Below are 16,959 nucleotides of genomic sequence, written 5' to 3'. Positions count from 1 at the left end.
ACGTCCCTCCACTCGAAGATCGGCAACGTCCGGGCCTGACCAGGGGCGGCGGGGGTACCCGCAGCTCCATGACAACGGGAGCACAGCCCCGTACATCGTGGGGCAGGACAGCATTGCGCGTATGCGCCGTGGTGGTGGCCTTTCTGGCGCTGGTGGCCTTCTCGGCCGTACTGGCCAGACTGACCCTCGCCCCTTCGCACGCCTCCGCGGACATCGCCACGGCCAACCTCAGGCCCGGCTCGTCGCTGCGCCAGTACGCCGAGGACTACACCTTCCTGGCCGCGTGCAAGCAGGTCGGCGGCAATCTGCTGCTGGGTGTGCCCTTCGGTGTGCTGCTGCCCGTCTTCGTACCGCGCTCGATGCGCATGGTGCGGGTGATCGCGCTCACCGTGCTGGTGATGGCGCTGGTCGAGCTGGCGCAGGGCGCGTTGGTGGAGGGGCGGGCCTTCGACGTGGACGACGTCATCCTCAACACGACGGGTGCGCTGCTGGGCTATCTGCTGCTGGGGCGCAGGTTCGCGCATGCGACAGCGAAGAGGCCTGCCAGGCCCGTCAGGCGCGTGAAGCCCGGCAGGCGTGTGAAGCCCGGCAGGCGTGTGAAGCCTGCCAAGCGTGTGAAGCCTGCCAGGCGTGTGAAGCCTGTCGAGCGTGTGAAGGCGTTCAGGTGGGGTCGTCCGCGAGTTCGGCGACGCCGGTGATGCGGTGCAGCGGGTACGTACGGACCTCGTCCGCGGTGTGGTCGTACGCCGTGACGAATCCGCCCTCGACGCGTACGGGTGCGATGACGCGCTGGCTCGCCGCGCCGTCCGCGTTGACGTAGCCGATCCAGAGGGCGGAGCCGGTCAGCGCCGCGGCCTGCACGGTGGCGAGAGTCTCGGCGGAGGTCGTACGGGGGAGCTCGCCGTTCCTCGCAGGTTCCGGAACGGGCTTGCGCACGACGGTGGCCGCGAGGTCGCCCGCCCTGATCGCCTTCACCGCGGCGCCGAGCAGTATCCCGTCGGGCAGGGGCGGTCCGTCCGGGACCGGGACGGGCGGGGTGCGGGGCGGGGTGCGGCGGGCGTGGGCGCGGGTGATCAGCACATCGCCCTCCGCGGACTCGGCGGCCGGCGCGTAGCCCATGGTGCGCAGCCCCTCGAGGAGTGTCGCGGGATCGGCCTGGGCCGCCAGCACGGTGGGGGCCAGCCGGCGCAGCCGCAGGCCCTGGGACCGCTTGTCGGCGAGGATCTCGCCGAGCAGCGCGTCGTCGTCGCAGCGTACGTAGGCGGAGGCGGCGCCGATCCGTAGATGGCCGTGGCGGCGGGCCACGTCGTCGATGAGGTAGCTGAGCGGCTGCGGCACCGGGGTGCGGGAGTGCGTGGCGAGGAAGGTGTGCAGTTCGGAGGCGGACCGCCCGGCGTCGAGTGCGCGGCGTACGGAGCCGGGCGTGAAGCGGTAGACGGTCGCGCCGCCCTTGGACTCGACGTCGGCGAGCACGGAGAGGGTCTCGGCGAGCGGCCGATCGAGGGGCCCGGGGGCAACGGCGGTGAGGTCGGCCTGCAGAAGGACGTGATCGAGCGGCGCGGGGAGGAGCGGCGCGAGGGCGCGGGCGGCGGCGTGCGCGTCGGGCTCGCCGGTGAAGCCGGGTGTGACCGCGCCGTGCGGGGCGGGTTCGGCGGCCGCGCCTGGGCCGGTCTCCGCTTCGGAACCCGCGCCTGGGCCGGTCTCCGCTTCGGAACCCGCGCCTGGGCCGGTCTCCGCTTCGGAACCCGCGCCTGGGCCGGTCTCCGCTTCGGAACCCGCGCCTGGGCCGGTCTCCGCTTCGGCGCCCGTCGGCGTCCGCGCGCCGTCACCCGACCCCGTCGGGCCCGTGCCGCCCAGCAGCGCCCGTCCGTGCGTCGACAGCGCCCCGCGGCCGGTGACGCCCAGCACCTCCGCCTCCATCAGCGTCCACGCCGCGATCCGTGAGCGCAGGTCCGTCGGGCCGCCCGCCGCGCTCCGGGCCGCGTTCGTGTCCGGGCCCGCCGCGCCACCGCCCCGCACCGGGCGTTCCCAGCGCAGCCGGGCCAGCACCGTCTCCGGGTCGGGTGCCGTGCCCGTCGGGAGTGCGGCCAGGAGCTCGAGGACCCGGCGGCGGACCTCCAGTGCCGCCGAGCGGTCAAGGTCCGGGCCGAGGGCGGAGAGCGTACGGCCCTTGGCGTCCTGGCTGCCGACCAGGCCCGGTGTGCGGGTCGCCTTGAGCCAGGCGCCGGCGAGGGGTGCCCACCGTTCCGCCGAGGGGAGGGTCAGCCACTCGTCGTACGCGGGCGTTGGCGCGTACCGCTCGTCCGCCTCGCCGTCGGACGCCAACAGGCCTGCTGCGTAAGCGAGTTCGAGCCAGAACGCGGCCATCTGCTCGGTGGTGTCCAGTGCGGTGGCCGCGCGCTTGAGGTCACGTACCGACAGACCGCCGGATCTGAGCACCGCAGGGCCGCCCTCGTGCCAGTCCTTCAGCAGGTCCTCGACCGTCGAGAGCGCGGTGTACGCCTGGCCCGCCGCCGTACTGTCCACAACCTGTGGACGGCCCGCGGTGATCGACGCGGTCGCGGCCGGCGTGACCGCCGGCGGCACCGGCTCCGGCGTGCGATGCGCGCGGCCGGCCCGCAGATGCAGCGCTGCCTCGCGCGGCAGCACGACCGTGCGCGGTGACGCGGGCAGCAGCAGCCCACGGTCGCGCAGCCACCGCACCGGTGGCGTGGGGTTGGCCGTCACCTCTCCGTACGGAGGGCCCCAGACCAGCCGGTCGAGGACCGTCAGCGCATCGGGCGGTGCGGTGTCCAGCAGCGACTCCATCCGCGTTCGGTCCGTGAACAGCGAGGTCAGCGCGGCGACCGCGGAGACCGGGTCGTGCGACGACGGCAGCCCGGCAGCCGCCAGGATCTCCTGCAGCCGGGTCGGCGACATACCGGCGGTGGCCTCGGCGACGGTCGGCCCCAGGCCGGTCGGAGAGGGACGGGTGGGGGACGGGGCGAGGAGTTCGCGCGCGGTGCGCACCAGCCGCAGCCGGTCGTCGCCGCCCCAGACCAGGGCCTGCGCGCGCAGCACGCCGACGGCGTGCGGCAGGGCCGCCTCGATCGTGGCGTCGCCCTCGTAGCCGGTCAGCAGCGCGAGCAGGGTGTCGTACGAGGCGGGGTCGGGGGCCACGGCCAGCGCCTCGGCGGTCTGCAGCGTGAACCGGTCGAGACGTTCCAGGGCGCGTACGACGGAGGCGCGGGTGCCGGCCCGGGTGGCGAGCTGCGTCAGGTCGTTCGGCACGGGGTTCAGCAGATCGGGGCGGGCGCGCAGCAGTACGGCGAGCTCCTCGTCGCCGCGGGTGCGCAGGGCTTCGGCGAGCGTGCGCGGGCTGCCTGGACTGCTCGGACTGCTTCCTTCGGGCATGGTCCCCATCCGCCCCACGGTAGTGCCTGGAGCGCTACCGTCGGGGACAGGGCGGGCCCGGGAGACAGGGCGGCCCGGCAGGGAACGTCAGGGGAACGCCGGTGGGGATCGAGAGCGACCAGCTCGTCTACGACTATCTGAGCCGGGTCGGCGACCTGGCTCAGCAGTACCAGCTGCCGTCCGGCACCCGGATGCGGCTGGTGTCGTCGCTGCGCAGCGAGATCGACCGGCAGCGGGCCGGGTTCGGCGGCGACAGCCCGTCCGCCGTCCGCCGTATCCTCGGCCGGCTCGGTACGCCGGACGAGGTGGTCGCGGCCGCGTCGGAGGACGGCGGCGGTTCGGTGCCGAGGCCACGGCCGGCCGGGCCGCAGACCGACGTACCGCAGACCGACGTACCGCAGCGGCGGGTTCGGCTCCGGATCCCGCGACCGCGCAAGTCGGCGTCGGAGGCGGGACAGGCACGGGGATCGGGATCGGTACCGGGACACGGGGCTGCGGACGGGCCGCCGATGACGTACGGCGCTTCGCCGCCCCATCTCGCCGGGATGGACGAGCTCGGCCCGTCCGGCAGCGAGCCCGACTGGTGGCGGATCGAGCCGGGGCCGTTCGGCGCGGGCGAGAGTGTCGCCGGGTTCGTCGGCGGTGTGGAGATCCCCGAAATACTCAAACCCCCGCCGTCCGAGGAGGAGTTGGCAGCGCGGGGCGCAGAGCAGGCCGGGAAGAGATACCAGGAGGAGTACGAGGAGGAGGCCGAGGACGACGACGCGGTGGAGGCGGAGGCCGAACCGCGCCGGTGGCGTCCGCGGCTCCGCCGCCGTACCGCGGGTGCAGGGCCGCAGTCCGTACGGACGGGCCTCGCCAACCCTTTCCTGCTGCTCGCCGCCGCGCTCCTCGTCGCGGGCGCCGTCCTCGGCTCCTGGCTTGCGCTCGGCGGCGGCTGGCTCCTCGCGTACGCCTCGCGCAAGCTGTCCCGCGCCGAGGCGAAATGGGCGGTGGCAGGCCTGCCGGGAGCGGTCGCGGTGGGCGGGCTGGTCTGGCTTTGGGGCCGGGTGAACGGCCGCTGGGGCGAACCGATCCCGGAGAACGGGATGCGCGACGCGCTCACCGGGACCTGGCCGTGGGTCGTGAAGGGGGCGGCCGTCGCCACCGCCCTCTTCCTGGTGTGGCGGGCGCGGAGGCGGTGACTCAGAACGGTGAAGCGCTTGGGCGCGTCGGGGGCCCGGATACCGCCCACGGCCGCCTTCACCGTGTGCGTTCTGCTCCCGGGCGAGCAGGCCCGGGGCTGGTAAGGCCTGGCTGAGTCTCGGCATCGGGCCCGCGCGGCCGGATGGGCACAATGGCCCCCATGGCTACGCATCCGCTGACGGTCGGCTTCGACCTCGATATGACGCTGATCGACTCCCGGCCCGGCATCCACGCCGCGTACCGTGCGCTCTCGGCCGAGACCGGGGTGTGGATCGACGCCGACCTGGCCGTCACCCGGCTCGGGCCGCCTCTCGAACTGGAGCTGGCGCACTGGTTCCCCCAGGAGCAGATACAGGAGATGGGCGACCGCTACCGCGAGATCTACCCCACGTACGCGATCGAGCCGACCCTCGCCCTGCCCGGCGCCCGCGAGGCCGTCGCCGCCGTCCAGGAGCTCGGCGGCCGCGCCATCGTGGTCACCGCAAAGCATGAGCCGAACGCCAAACTCCACCTCGCCCACCTGGGCATCGCTCCGGACGAGGTCATCGGCTGGCTGTGGGCGGAGGCCAAGGCGGAGGCGTTGCGTGAGCACGGCGCGAGCGTGTACGTCGGCGACCACACCGGAGACGTACGCGGCGCGCACACGGCCGAGGCACTCGCGGTCGCCGTGCCGACCGGCCCGTGCGACGCGGCGGAACTGCGTGAGGCCGGCGCGGACGTGATCCTGGACGATCTGACAGCGTTCCCGGACTGGCTGCGCGGCTACAGCCGGAACTGGCAGGAACTGGCAGGAACCAACCGGAACCAGCCCGGACCAGCCGGAACCAGCCGGAACTAGAACGCGGATTTGGCCTGTCGGCGCTGCGCGGCGATCGAGCGCAGTACACCCGCCGCGGCGATCAGGAACCCCACGCCCATCAGCATGCAGACCGCGTACGCGATCGAAGGAAAGGGCTCGGTCCCCAGGAACAGCGGGGCAAGGGTGACCAGAGTGGCCACAGCGCCGACGATGAAGACGATCGCGCCGACGCGCACCAGCCCGTCACCGGGTGCGGGAGGAGTAGCAGTCATCCGGCCAGGGTAGTTCCTTGCGCGGAGGAACCGTTCGGCGACGTCTTGTCACCAGCCCCTGGACCATTAGCCTTGGGGGTGGCGGGTCAGACGACCCGCTGTAGTGCTATCCAGAGCCGTTTTCGGTGCCCGAGTTCAGGCGCCGCAAGCGACCCAACGAGTACGAGGACGAGGACAGACGTGCCTACCGGCAAGGTCAAATGGTTCAACAGCGAGAAGGGCTTCGGCTTTCTCTCCCGCGACGACGGCGGCGACGTCTTCGTTCACTCGTCGGTGCTCCCCACGGGGGTCGACGCGCTCAAGCCGGGCCAGCGCGTCGAGTTCGGCGTCGTGGCAGGACAACGTGGTGACCAGGCACTTTCGGTGACAGTTCTCGACCCGACCCCCTCCGTGGCAGCGGCCCAGCGTCGCAAGCCCGACGAGCTGGCGTCCATCGTGCAGGACCTGACGACCCTGCTGGAGAACATCACGCCGATGCTGGAGCGCGGCCGGTACCCCGACAAGGTGCACGGCGGCAAGATCGCGGGCCTGCTGCGGGCGGTAGCGGACCAGCTGGACGTCTAGGGCAGCCCTGGCGGCTGTACGCAGCGGCTACACGAAACTGAGCGCATCGCGGCCGAGGGGCGGTACGAGTCCCTCGGCCGCGGCGCGCGTGAGCAGTCCGCGTACCGCCGCGTGCCCGTCGTCGCCGAGGTCGGCGGTGAACTCATTGACGTAGAGCCCGATGTGCTGGTCGGCCACGACCGGGTCCATCTCCTGGGCGTGCTCGAGTACGTACGGCCGCGAGGCCGTCGGGTCGTCCCACGCCATCCGCACCGAGGTGCGGATGGAATCGGCCAGCAGCTTCAGGGTCTCGGCGCCCAGCGACCGCTTGGCGATGATCGCGCCCAGCGGGATGGGCAGGCCGGTCGTCGACTCCCAGTGCTCGCCCATGTCGGCGAGGCAGTGCAGTCCGTAGTTCTGGTAGGTGAACCGCGCCTCGTGGATCACGAGTCCGGCGTCGACCTTGCCGTCGCGCACGGCCGGCATGATCTCGTGGAACGGCATCACGACGACCTCGCCGACGCCGCCCGGGACGATGTCCGCGGCCCACAGCCGGAAGAGCAGATACGCGGTCGAGCGCTCGCTCGGCACGGCGACGGTCTTCCCGGTGAGATCGGTGCCGGGCTGCTTGGTGAGCACCAGCGGACCGCAGCCGCGGCCGAGCGCGCCGCCGCAGGGCAGCAGCGTGTACTCGTCGAGGACCCACGGCAGTACGGCGTACGAGACCTTCAGCACGTCGAACTCACCGCGCTCCGCCATGCCGTTGGTGATGTCGATGTCCGCGAAGGTCACATCGAGGGCGGGCGCGCCGGGCACCCGGCGGTGCGCCAGGGCGTCGAAGACGAAGGTGTCGTTCGGGCAGGGCGAGTACGCGATCTGCAGGGTCACGGCGACTCCTCGAGGAGTGGGTTGAGCAGCTGGAAGGCGTACCGCAGCGAGTCCAGTGCCTGGCCGATGCGCCAGGTGGCGCGGTCGCGCGGGCCGACGGCGTTGGAGACCGCGCGGATTTCGAGGACCGGCACGGAGTGGGCGGCGGCGGCCTCCGCTACGCCGAAGCCCTCCATCGCCTCGGCGGCGGCACGGGGGTGACGGTTCCTCAGCTCGGCGGCGCGGGCGGCGGTGCCGGTCACGGTGGAGACGGTGAGGACGGGCGCGTACACGGCGTCGAGTGTGTCCGCCGTCTGCTGGGACAGTGCGGCCGGCGGACGATGGGTGCTGCGGCCGAAGCCGAGTTCGTCGACGGGCAGATAGCCGTCGGGGGTCTCGGCGCCGAGATCGGCGGCAACGATCGCGTCGGCGACGACAAGCGCGCCGATGGGGGCGTGGGGCTGGAAGCCGCCGCCGATCCCGGCGGAGACGACCAGGTCGTAGGCGTCGAGGGCGAGCGCGGTGGCGGTCGCGGCCGCGGCGGCGGCGGGTCCGACACCGGCGGCGAGCACGTCCACGGTGCCGTGGCGGGACAGCGCGTACCCGCCGGGCAGCTGCCGAGTGTCGAGTACGGGACCGGTCAGCCCCGCGGCGACGGAGTCCGCCTCCGCCGTCACCGCGGTCACCACCAGTACGCGCACGGCACGGTCCTCCGGGTCAGGAGTCCTTTTCGAGCTGGAAGTGCCAGATGCCGACGAGCTTCTTGCCGTTCGTCTCCACGATGCTGACCTGGGCCTTGTTCGAGGTCTCACCGGTCTGCGAGGCGAAGAAGGCGTTGCCCGGAATGGTCCGGTACGACTTCTTGTACGGCTCCTGCTCGGCCTGCTGGCCGCCGATGAACAGCGTCCAGCCGTGGTCCGCGATCTCCGGGTCGACGCCGAAGCGGACCTTGTCGTCCATCGCGACCTTGACGACCTTTTCGGCCTTCTTGTTCAGGCAGCTCTGGATCAAGGACTCCTTGATGGCCTTGCCGTCGTTGTAGCAGGTCGCCTCGGTGTGCACCGAGTCCGTCCCGACCGTCACGGTCGCGAGCGGTGTCGGCTTGTCGCAGGCGGAGAGTACGAGGAGCCCGGCGGAGACGGCACCGAGAGCGGCAGCGGCCCGGCGGCGCTTGCCCGAGAAGAACGCAACGGTCATGGTCCGAAGGCTATCGGGCCCCCCGCGCCCCGCGACGCCCGGGTACGGCGTGCCGCGAGGGTTGACCGTACGGGCCTCGAATCAGGCCCGTACGGCGGTTGAGGCCGGCGCGGCCGAAGGACGCGCCAATGGCAGCGCATGCGGTCAAGGCACTGGCGCGTCGCCCCGGCGTGCCGCGCTGTACGTGTCGCCCCCGCGTACCGCTGTGCCCGCGTACCGCTGTGCCCGCGTACCGCGCCTCAGGCCACCCGAGCACGTCGCATGCCGCCGTGGCGGGCCGCGGCCAGGAGGCCCCTCACCGTCGTCAGCGCGCCGAGCGCGACGATTCCCGCCGCGACCGACATGCCCAGCGTTCCGTTCAGCGGCAGCGCGATGCCGATCGCGCCGCCCGCGACCCAGGCCATCTGCAGCAGCGTCTCGGAGCGGGCGAACGCGGAGGTACGCACCTGTTCCGGGACGTCCCGCTGGATCAGCGCGTCCAGGGACAGCTTCGCCAGCGCCTGGCACAGACCCGCCGTCGCGCCCAGCACCGCCACCATGCCCGCGCCGAAGAACACCGCCGCGGCGATCGCCGCGGCCAGCACCACCGCCTGCACCGTGGCGATGATCATCTCCGGGCCGCGGGCCTTCAGCCAGGCTCCGACCGTCGTGCCGAGCGCGTTGCCGACGCCGGCCGCCACACCCACTATCCCGAGGGACACCGCCGCGCTCTGCCCGGGCAGCGGATGCTCGCGCAGCAGAAACGCGAGGAAGAAGATCAGGAATCCGGAGAGCGCGCGGAAGGCGGCGTTTGCCTCCAGCCCGTGCAGTACGGAGGGTCCGACCGTACGCAGACTGGGCTTCTTCTCGCCGTGGGTGAGCATGTGCGCCTTGGCCTCGCCCTTCGCCGAGTCGACCTTGGCCGGCATCGTGAACGCCCAGTACGTCCCGAGCAGGAAGAGCGCGCACGCCCCGTACAGCGGCCACTGCGGCCCGACCTTCTGCAGCCCCACCCCGATCGGTGCCGCGACACCCGTCGCCAGCAGCCCCGCCAGCGTCACCCGGGAGTTGGCCTTCACCAGGGAGAAGCCCGGCGGCAGCAACCGGGGCACGACCGCGCTGCGCACCACTCCGTACGCCTTCGACGCGACGAGCACCCCCAGCGCCGCCGGATACAGCTCGAGGCCGCCCGTCGCCACCGCGCCCGACATGGTCACGGCCAGTACCGCTCGGGTGAGCATCGCGCCCGCCATCGCCGCTCGGCGGCCGTGTGGGATGCGGTCCAGAAGCGGTCCGATGACGGGGGCCAGCAGGATGAAGGGCGCCATCGTGATGGCGAGGTAGAGCGCGACACGGCCGCGTGCCTCGTCCGTCGGTACGGAGAAGAAGACCGTGGAAGCCAGCGCGACGGTGATCATGACATCGCCCGCGCCGTTCACGGCATGCAGCTCGATCAGCTTCCCGAGCCCCGACTCGCCCGCGCCGTGCGCGTGCGTCGCCTTGCGGATGCCGCGCGCCGTTCCGGTGAACGGCAGATGCAGGGCGCGGCCGACCGCCCGGCCTGCTCTGCTGAGCGCACCGGGTCCTTCGGACGACCTCACGGCTGCCACCCCGTCATAGTGCCCCAAGCCCTGCCGAGGCGAACCGCGATGCGCCGTTGTTCGCCCCTTGTTGGGGCGGGCATGTGGGCGGGGAGCGACAGAGGGGGTAGCGTGCGTAGCGCGCCACCGGCGGTAGTTCTCGGCCGCGCGCCTCTTCGGCATCCCGCAGAATGGATGACGATAGGTGTGCCCGAGACAGGTTGGTCTGGGCGCGGACGTCGATGCGGCCCCCTGGTCCGCTCCGCCTGCGGCCCGTACCTCGCGAATCGGCCGGCGCACCCGTGAGACGGCGTAGGAGAGAAGCGAGACCTGTGAGTGCAGCGACGACGCGAAGCCGGACCCCTGACCGCCTGTGCGCCGAGGCGGTAGACCTTGCCCGGTCGGCGGCCGAAGAGGCCGCGGCCCCTGGGGTGGTCGGCGAGCATGTATCCCTGGTCGCGGAGGGTGACCGTGTGGTCACGCACTTCTTCGAGGCCAAGGAACTCGGATACCGCGGCTGGCGCTGGGCGGTGACCGTCACGCGGGCCTCCCGCGCCAAGATCGTCACGCTGGACGAAACCGTCCTGCTCCCCGGCCCCGATTCGCTGCTCGCGCCCGAGTGGGTGCCGTGGAGCGAGCGGCTGCGGCCCGGCGACCTGGGCCCCGGCGATCTGCTGCCCACCGAGGCGGAGGATCTGCGGCTGGAGCCCGGCTTCACGGGCGAGGACGTGCCCCCGCCGAATTCCGTGGTCGCCGAGACCGTGCCGCCGTCCCACGACCTGGTCGAGCGGGTCGAGGCGGAGGACGCGGAACTCACCGAGCGCAGGCCCATCGACGAGAGCGTCGCCAACGGCCGCGGTGCGATCGCGTCGGTCGCGGAGGAGCTCGGCATGCGCCGGGCCCGCGTGCTGTCCCGGTACGGGCTGCACGTCGCCGCGGACCGCTGGGACGAGTCCTTCGGCGCGCAGACCCCCATGGCGCAGGCGGCCCCCGCGTCCTGTGCGAGCTGCGGTTTCCTCGTTCCGCTGGCGGGCTCCCTGCGGCAGGCCTTCGGTATCTGCGCGAATGAGTTCTCACCGGCGGACGGGCGCGTCGTGTCCTTGTCGTACGGCTGCGGCGCGCACTCCGAGGCGGCTGTGATGCCGAAGCCGCCGCAGCCGGCGCCGCATGTCTTCGACTCGATGGGCACGGACGAGTTCCCGCTGCGTCCGGCCCGCGAAGGCGGTTCGGTCTCCTCGGAGCCGGACGGCGAGTCGGAGGATCTCGGCCACTCGTAGTCCGCTTCCGACAGCTCGCGGGTTCCTGCGGAGTGCTGAGCGCGCAGTTCGCGGTACCTTCGGCCGCATAAGCAGTGGGCGGGTCGACCGCGGGTGCACGGCACGTGGGGTCACGGTCAGGCCGCCCATGGTCCGCACGCAGACTGCGGGCCGCCCATGGTCCGCACGCAGACTGCGGGTCAACCGGAGAGAGCGGAGTCACAGCGTGAGCGTCAGGACGACCGAGTGGGCGGACCCGTTCGGGACGGCGCGGCTGCGGCGCGGGGTGCTCGACGCGTGGGGGGCCAGTCCCGCCCGCTTCCGTGAGGACGCCAACGCCGAGGAGGATCTGGCCCTCGGCGGCTACCGTGACCGCCTTGTCGTCGAACTCGCACAGAACGCCGCGGACGCCGCGGCCCGCGCCCGCGTGCCGGGCCGGCTCCGGCTGACCCTGCGGCCCGGCACGGGCGACGAGCCCGCTGTCCTCGCCGCCGCGAACACCGGCGCGCCGCTCGACGCGACCGGCGTCGAATCGCTGAGCACGCTGCGGGCCTCGGCCAAGCGCGAAGGCCACGAGGCCGCCGTCGGCCGCTTCGGCGTCGGCTTCGCGGCCGTCCTCGCGGTGAGCGACGAGCCCGCCGTCATCGGCCGGCACGGAGGCGTGCGCTGGTCCCTGGCCGAGGCCAGGGAACTGGCCCAGCAGGCGGCCAAGGCGAGCCCCGGGCTCGGCGACGAGCTGCGCCGCCGCGACGGACACGTACCGCTGCTGCGCCTGCCGCTGCCTGCCGAGGGTACGGCTCCCGAGGGGTACGACACGGTCGTCGTGCTGCCGCTGCGGGACGGGGCCGCGGTCGATCTGGTGGAGCGGCTGCTCGCCGGGATCGACGACGCGCTGCTGCTCACGCTGACCGGCCTGACCGAGATCGTCGTCGAAACCCCGGGCGGCGTACGGGTGTTGAGGCGCTCCGAGCACGGCCCGTACGTCCACATCGAGGACAGCGTGCAGGGCGACCGGCGCTGGCGGGTGGTGAGCCACGGCGGCGCCATCGAGCCCGCGCTGCTCGCGGACCGGCCCGTCGAGGAGCGGCTGCGGCCGTACTGGACCGTCACCTGGGCCGTGCCCGTGGACGAGGAGGGCGCGCCGGCCCGGCCGCGTACCGCCCCTGTGGTGCACGCGCCCACGCCCACCGACGAACCTCTCGGCGTGCCCGCGCTGCTGATCGCCTCGCTGCCGCTGGACACCACCCGCCGCCACCCGGCGCCCGGGCCGCTCACCGACTTCCTGGTGCGGAAGGCGGCCGGGGCGTACGCCGAACTCCTCGGCAGCTGGCAGCCGGTGACCGTCGGCACCATCGACCTGGTGCCCGGTCCGCTGGGCAAGGGCGCGCTGGACGGCGCGCTGCGGGAGGCGATCCTTCGGCTGCTGCCGCGTACGGCGTTCCTGGAGGCGGCGCTGCCGCGCGATGTGTCCGGCGAGTGGTCCGGGGACACCGGGCTGCCGGACCGTGAGGATGTCTCCGCCGGGCTGCGGCCGATCGAGGCGGAGGTCCTGGAGGGCGCGGGCGCGGATACCGTCCGTGTGCTGGCCGAGGTGCTGCCGAGCCTGCTGCCCGCGGGTCTCGAGCGCCGCGTGGAGCTGCGCACGCTCGGCGTGGCGCGGGTGCCGCTGACCGAGGCGATCGACCGGCTCGCGGGTCTTGAGCGCGAGCCCGGCTGGTGGCAGCGGCTGTACGACAGCCTCGCCGGGGTCGACCCGGACAGGCTGACCGGGCTGCCGGTGCCGCTTGCCGACGGGCGTACGACGATCGGGCCCCGCCAGACGCTGCTGCCGCTGGCCGAGACCCCGCCGCATCTCGCGCGGCTCGGGCTGAAGGTGGTCCACCCGGAGGCCGCGCATCCGCTCCTGGAGAAGCTGGGCGCGCTGCCCGCGACGCCGCGCGCCGTGCTGACGACGCCGCAGGTGCGAGCGGCGGTGGCCGGTTCGCTGGACGCCGGCGAGGTTTGGTACGACGGAGTCGGGGACGGTGCCGCGCTGGACGCGGAGGAGCTCGCCGAGACGGTGCTGGCGCTGGTACGGGATGCGGGCATCGAGCCCGGGGACGAGCCGTGGCTGGGCGCGCTGGCGCTGCCGGACGAGGACGGCGAGTTCGCTCCTGCGGGTGAACTGGTGCTGCCGGGCAGCCCGTTCGCCTCGGTGATGCGCGAGGACGAACTGGCGCTCTGCGACGGCGAGCTGGCCGAGCGGTGGGGCGAGCAGCCGCTGGCCGCGTGCGGTGTGCTGGCGAACTTCGCTCTCGTGCGGGCCACGGATGTGGTCCTCGACCCCGATGAACTTGAGCCCCGCGAAGGGGACTTCGCCGAGCCCGACGACGCGGGTCTGCTGGACGCGGTCGACGTGTGGTGCGAGGACGTGCTCGACCGGCTGCCTCAGACGCCGGTGCCGCCGGTCGCCACGGAGATCGTCGCCGTACGGGATCTGGACCTGGTGGACGACGACTGCTGGCCCCGCGCGCTGGCGCTGCTGGCGCAGCCGCCGCTGCGGGACGCGCTGACCCAGTCCGTACGGATCCTGCTCCCGGACGGGACGACGGAGACCGTGCGCCCGTACACGGCGTGGTGGCTGCGGGACCATCCGGTGCTGGACGGGCGCCGCCCGGCGGGTCTGCGGGCGGCGGGCGGCGATCCGCTGCTGGCCGGTCTGTACGACACGGCGGACGCGACGGGCTTCGAGGACGTGCAGGTGCTGCGTGCGCTGGGCGTGCGCACGTCGTTGGCCGCGCTGCTGGAAGAACCGGGCGGGGCGGCGGAGCTGCTCGGCCGGCTCGCAGATCCCTCTCGCGAGGTGTCCGGTGCGCAACTCCACGCCCTGTACACGGCGTTGGCGTACCTCGACCCGGATCAGGTCACGCTCCCTGACGAGCTGCGGGCGGTCGTCGACGGCGAGGTACGGGTCGTCGACGCTTCGGACGCGGTGGTGGCGGACGCGCCGGATCTGCTCCCGCTGACGGCGGGCCTGCCGCTGCTGCCGGTGGCGCCGTCACGGGCGGCGGAGCTGGCGGAGCTGTTCCAGGTCCGCCGCCTGGGCGAGGCGGTCTCGGCGGAGGTGACCACGGAGGGCGAGGAACACGAGGTCCCGGAGTCGGTCCACGTCCTGCTCGGGAGCGGCACCCCTGCGACGTACGTCGAGCACGAGGAGCTGGTGGCGGGCGGCGTCGAACTGGACTGGCGGCGCACCCAGGACGGCGTGATCCACGCATCGACCCTGGAGGGCGTGGCGGCGGGCCTGGCCTGGGCGGCGGGCCAGTGGCCGCGCCGCTTCGAGGTGGCGGCACTGCTGGAGGACCCGTCCCGCACGGAGGAACTGGCGCGGGACCGCTGGTTCGACGCGTAGCGGTTGCGACCCGGGGCCCGGCGGCACGGGCGCTCCCTGTGCCCCGTTGACGCTGCCGGGCCGGCCGGCGTCCGGCGGCACGCAGGGTGTGGTGGGCGGTGGGGTGGCCGCCGCGCTGGGTGTCTCCGTCGACGATGTCGTCGTGCAGAAGAATCGCACCGTGCCGGATCTCCAGCGCGGCCGCCACGGCGACCAAGTCATCGCGGTGGGCATCGACGCCCAGGGTGTGGGCGGCGTGGAGGAACGCCATGCCGAGCAGCCGCTTGCTGGGGCGGGTCAGGTAGGCCGCGGCGGCATCGTGAACGTCCGGCTCGCTGATCCGGCCGGTGGCCTGGCGCAGTTCGGTGTCCGCGAAGCGGGCCAGTTCCTGTTCGAGCTGCTGCTGCCAGCTGATGAGAGTGTCGTTGGACGGCAGGCGCATGGCGTTCCTCCAAGGGGCGTCAGAGAGTGGGGTCGGGCCAGGGGATGTGGGTTTCGACCGGAGCGGCGTAGTCGATGCTGGGTACGGAGAGGCCGTACAGGCGACGGACTTCAGCCTGGAACCAGCCGAGTTCGGCGAGTTCGGTGATGGTGTCGGTGGTGACTTGCTGCCAGCGTTCGGTGACGGCTGCCTGAACGTCGGGGGCCAGCTCCCAGGTGTCGAGCCGTACGCGTCCCTCGTTGTCCAGTTCGGGAGGCCGAACGCCGGTGAGCTGGTCCCACACTTCGGTGAGCTGCGCGATCGGCGGCACCATTGCGTCGCCGAGGACACCGCGCAACAGGCCGACGTAGAGGGCAATGCCGGGGATAGCGGTGGAGGACTGGGTGACAGCCGCGCCGTTGACGGAGGTCACCGCCCGCCCGCCGACCAGCTTGTCCAGGCGCTCATTCAGGGTGCGGGCCGTCTGCTCAAGGTGTGCTTTGGCGGCTCCGATGGTGCCCTGCCGGTAGATCGCCGCGGTCAGTGAGGAGCCGATGTAGGACAGGGCGGCGGTGGTGAAGCCGTCGGCGAGCAGCTCGCGGTCGGCGAGGTGGTCGATCCACCGCTCCCAGTCGACGCCGCCCATGACGGCGATGGTCTGCTCGACGTCGTCGCCCTCGGCCGGCCCGGTCTCAACCTCCCGTACCTCCGGCGTGCCCTGGTCGTCGAAGACGAGCGTTTTGGTGCGGTAGGCGTCGCCGATCGGCTTGAGGACAGAGGCGTACGTGGCACCGGTGTCCGGGTCGGTGCGGCGAGGAGCGGCCACCGAGTAGATCAGGTAGTCCAGTCTGCCGCTGTATCGTTTTTCGATCAGGTCGGCTACCTGGTTCTTCATCGTGTCGGAGAAGGCGTCACCGTTGAGGAAGACCATCTCCCGGCCGTGCTGGCGGGCGAGTTCGGCGGTGGCGGCGGTGCGGTACCAGCCGGCCGTGCCGGTGCGCCGCTCAGTGGGTGCCTTCTCGAAGCAGACGCCGATGCCGCGGATCCCGGCGCGGGCGAGCCCGGCGATGGTGGCGGCGAGCCCGTATCCGGCAGAGGACCCGATGATCAGTGCCACCGGGCCCCGCTGGGCAACTGGTGCCGTGGGGGCGGGGACGGCTTGCCACATGTCTTCCACCAGGCGTTCGCAGCCGGCCGGGTGGGAGTCGAGGAAGAGGAAGCCACGGTTGCGGGGGGAGATGACGCGTTCGCTCATGTACTGGTCCCTGAAGTCGTCGCGGACGAGGAGGCTGCGGCGGCCACGAGCCGGCCCACTGCATCCTGCAAGTCTGCGACCATGCGGACACGGGCGGTCACCTCGTCGGGGACAGTAATGGCGAGTCGGTCTTGGAGGGTCTCCACCAGTTCGACCAGGGTCAGGCTGTCCACTCCGAGGTCCCGCTCCAGGAGGGCCTCGGGGCGTGCACACGCCTCGCGGGGCTTCCCGGTAATCCACACCAGCGCCTCGGTGGTCACGCCTGCGGTTTCCACGGTCACCGGACAGCCCTCGCCGCGTTCGTGCGGCTCAGCAGGGAGGCGACGGGGATGACCGGATCGGTACGGTGGCCGGTCGTGGCACCGGTGGCTGCGTCGTGACGGTCGATCAGCAGTGTGCAGGAGTCGCAGAAGCTGGTGCACGTCGTCTGCTCGGTGTAGGAGCGGGGAACGACGTCGTGGAGGGCCTTGAGTCCGCCGCCGGCCCGCACCCGGGCTACGTAGGCGGAGGAGTTGGCGCGGGCGATGACGTCGGTGGCGCGCTCGCGCAGCAGGTTTCCGAACGCGAGCTTCTCCGGCACGTTGAACGCTGCGCAGGTGTACCAGGCCCCGTGCTCCTTCAGTAGGGAGGTCGGCAGAATGTAGGCGCCGACGGTGAGGGCGAAGCAGTCGAAGCAGCGATCCATCCACTTGGCGACCGGCGTGAGCCCGGGCCGGTTCACCGGCGCCTGCTCATCGAGGCGGTCGTTGGCGAGGTAGACCCGCAGGGTGGAGTGCACCCGCTCGTGCGGGAACTCCCTGCGCCGCCTCGTGCACGGCGATCAGCTCGTCCACCCAACCTGT

15 protein-coding genes and 1 pseudogene are annotated in these 16,959 nt (G+C 72.7%); 6 read left to right on the top strand and 10 right to left on the bottom strand.

Annotated elements, in window-relative coordinates:
• Nucleotides 1–68 precede the first annotated feature (68 nt).
• A complete protein-coding gene (locus OG735_RS19140; protein ID WP_327324415.1) occupies nt 69–698 on the top strand; it encodes a VanZ family protein in 630 nt (209 codons plus the stop codon).
• On the opposite strand, the gene OG735_RS19135 is transcribed toward OG735_RS19140, so the two are convergent.
• Nucleotides 661–3,402 (bottom strand): helicase-associated domain-containing protein, encoded by a 2,742-nt coding sequence (locus tag OG735_RS19135; RefSeq protein WP_327324414.1) that lies wholly within the window; start codon nt 3,400–3,402, stop codon nt 661–663. The genes OG735_RS19140 and OG735_RS19135 overlap by 38 nt on opposite strands.
• 92 nt (nt 3,403–3,494) lie before the next feature.
• On the opposite strand from OG735_RS19135, the gene OG735_RS19130 reads away from it, so the two are divergent.
• Both OG735_RS19130 and OG735_RS19125 read left to right on the top strand, forming a co-directional pair.
• On the top strand, nt 3,495–4,577 hold the full coding sequence (locus tag OG735_RS19130; RefSeq protein ID WP_327324413.1) for a hypothetical protein: 1,083 nt from the start codon (nt 3,495–3,497) through the stop codon (nt 4,575–4,577).
• Nucleotides 4,578–4,729: 152 nt separating this feature from the next.
• The gene (locus OG735_RS19125; protein ID WP_327324412.1) at nt 4,730–5,416 is read left to right on the top strand and encodes an HAD family hydrolase; all 687 of its coding nucleotides are present in this window, start codon (nt 4,730–4,732) and stop codon (nt 5,414–5,416) included.
• Here the strand turns inward: OG735_RS19125 and OG735_RS19120 are convergent.
• On the bottom strand, nt 5,413–5,649 hold the full coding sequence (locus OG735_RS19120; RefSeq protein WP_327324411.1) for a hypothetical protein: 237 nt from the start codon (nt 5,647–5,649) through the stop codon (nt 5,413–5,415). The genes OG735_RS19125 and OG735_RS19120 overlap by 4 nt on opposite strands.
• 180 nt (nt 5,650–5,829) lie before the next feature.
• On the opposite strand from OG735_RS19120, the gene OG735_RS19115 reads away from it, so the two are divergent.
• Nucleotides 5,830–6,213 (top strand): cold-shock protein, encoded by a 384-nt coding sequence (locus OG735_RS19115; protein ID WP_327324410.1) that lies wholly within the window; start codon nt 5,830–5,832, stop codon nt 6,211–6,213.
• Nucleotides 6,214–6,240: 27 nt separating this feature from the next.
• On the opposite strand, the gene OG735_RS19110 is transcribed toward OG735_RS19115, so the two are convergent.
• The 4 genes from OG735_RS19110 to OG735_RS19095 form a co-directional block, all read right to left on the bottom strand.
• Complete coding sequence (locus OG735_RS19110; protein ID WP_327324409.1) at nt 6,241–7,080, bottom strand: 1,4-dihydroxy-6-naphthoate synthase; 840 nt, start codon at nt 7,078–7,080, stop codon at nt 6,241–6,243.
• Complete coding sequence (locus tag OG735_RS19105) at nt 7,077–7,760, bottom strand: futalosine hydrolase (protein WP_327324408.1); 684 nt, start codon at nt 7,758–7,760, stop codon at nt 7,077–7,079. Before OG735_RS19105 ends, OG735_RS19110 begins: the two co-directional genes overlap by 4 nt.
• A 16-nt stretch (nt 7,761–7,776) precedes the next feature.
• Nucleotides 7,777–8,256, bottom strand: a complete 480-nt coding sequence (locus OG735_RS19100; protein ID WP_327324407.1) for a DUF2771 domain-containing protein — start codon at nt 8,254–8,256, stop codon at nt 7,777–7,779.
• A gap of 239 nt (nt 8,257–8,495) precedes the next feature.
• Nucleotides 8,496–9,845, bottom strand: coding sequence for an MFS transporter (locus OG735_RS19095; protein ID WP_327324406.1), 1,350 nt, complete (start codon nt 9,843–9,845; stop codon nt 8,496–8,498).
• A 302-nt stretch (nt 9,846–10,147) separates the two neighbouring features.
• Here OG735_RS19095 and OG735_RS19090 point away from each other — a divergent pair, with 302 nt between their 5' ends.
• Together OG735_RS19090 and OG735_RS19085 are read left to right on the top strand one after the other, a co-directional pair.
• A complete protein-coding gene (locus OG735_RS19090) occupies nt 10,148–11,092 on the top strand; it encodes a DUF3027 domain-containing protein (RefSeq protein ID WP_327324405.1) in 945 nt (314 codons plus the stop codon).
• A gap of 205 nt (nt 11,093–11,297) precedes the next feature.
• On the top strand, nt 11,298–14,462 hold the full coding sequence (locus tag OG735_RS19085) for a sacsin N-terminal ATP-binding-like domain-containing protein (protein ID WP_327324404.1): 3,165 nt from the start codon (nt 11,298–11,300) through the stop codon (nt 14,460–14,462).
• 97 nt (nt 14,463–14,559) lie between these two features.
• Here the strand turns inward: OG735_RS19085 and OG735_RS41970 are convergent.
• From OG735_RS41970 to OG735_RS19070, 4 genes and pseudogenes are all read right to left on the bottom strand, one after another.
• Nucleotides 14,560–14,883, bottom strand: a pseudogene (locus tag OG735_RS41970) (polyprenyl synthetase family protein); the annotation flags it as partial.
• 19 nt (nt 14,884–14,902) lie between these two features.
• Nucleotides 14,903–16,117 (bottom strand): enoyl-[acyl-carrier-protein] reductase FabV, encoded by a 1,215-nt coding sequence (fabV, locus tag OG735_RS19080; protein ID WP_327324403.1) that lies wholly within the window; start codon nt 16,115–16,117, stop codon nt 14,903–14,905.
• Nucleotides 16,114–16,398, bottom strand: a complete 285-nt coding sequence (locus OG735_RS19075; RefSeq protein WP_327324402.1) for a phosphopantetheine-binding protein — start codon at nt 16,396–16,398, stop codon at nt 16,114–16,116. The genes fabV and OG735_RS19075 overlap by 4 nt, the downstream gene beginning before the upstream one ends.
• A complete protein-coding gene (locus OG735_RS19070) occupies nt 16,395–16,895 on the bottom strand; it encodes a hypothetical protein (RefSeq protein ID WP_327324401.1) in 501 nt (166 codons plus the stop codon). The genes OG735_RS19075 and OG735_RS19070 overlap by 4 nt, the downstream gene beginning before the upstream one ends.
• Nucleotides 16,896–16,959 lie beyond the last annotated feature (64 nt).

The organism is Streptomyces sp. NBC_01210, assembly GCF_036010325.1.
GTDB lineage: Bacteria > Actinomycetota > Actinomycetes > Streptomycetales > Streptomycetaceae > Streptomyces.
Note: the sequence above shows the minus strand (reverse complement) of the source record. Positions and strands in the feature narration are given on the sequence as shown.

What these genes read in the sequence shown, in the direction of transcription:
- OG735_RS19120 (WP_327324411.1), bottom strand. Translation starts at nt 5,649, where the DNA reads ATGACTGCTACTCCTCCCGCACCCGGTGACGGGCTGGTGCGCGTCGGC.
- OG735_RS19140 (WP_327324415.1), top strand. Translation starts at nt 69, where the DNA reads ATGACAACGGGAGCACAGCCCCGTACATCGTGGGGCAGGACAGCATTG.
- OG735_RS19100 (WP_327324407.1), bottom strand. Translation starts at nt 8,256, where the DNA reads ATGACCGTTGCGTTCTTCTCGGGCAAGCGCCGCCGGGCCGCTGCCGCT.
- OG735_RS19135 (WP_327324414.1), bottom strand. Translation starts at nt 3,402, where the DNA reads ATGGGGACCATGCCCGAAGGAAGCAGTCCGAGCAGTCCAGGCAGCCCG.
- OG735_RS19125 (WP_327324412.1), top strand. Translation starts at nt 4,730, where the DNA reads ATGGCCCCCATGGCTACGCATCCGCTGACGGTCGGCTTCGACCTCGAT.
- fabV (WP_327324403.1), bottom strand. Translation starts at nt 16,117, where the DNA reads ATGAGCGAACGCGTCATCTCCCCCCGCAACCGTGGCTTCCTCTTCCTC.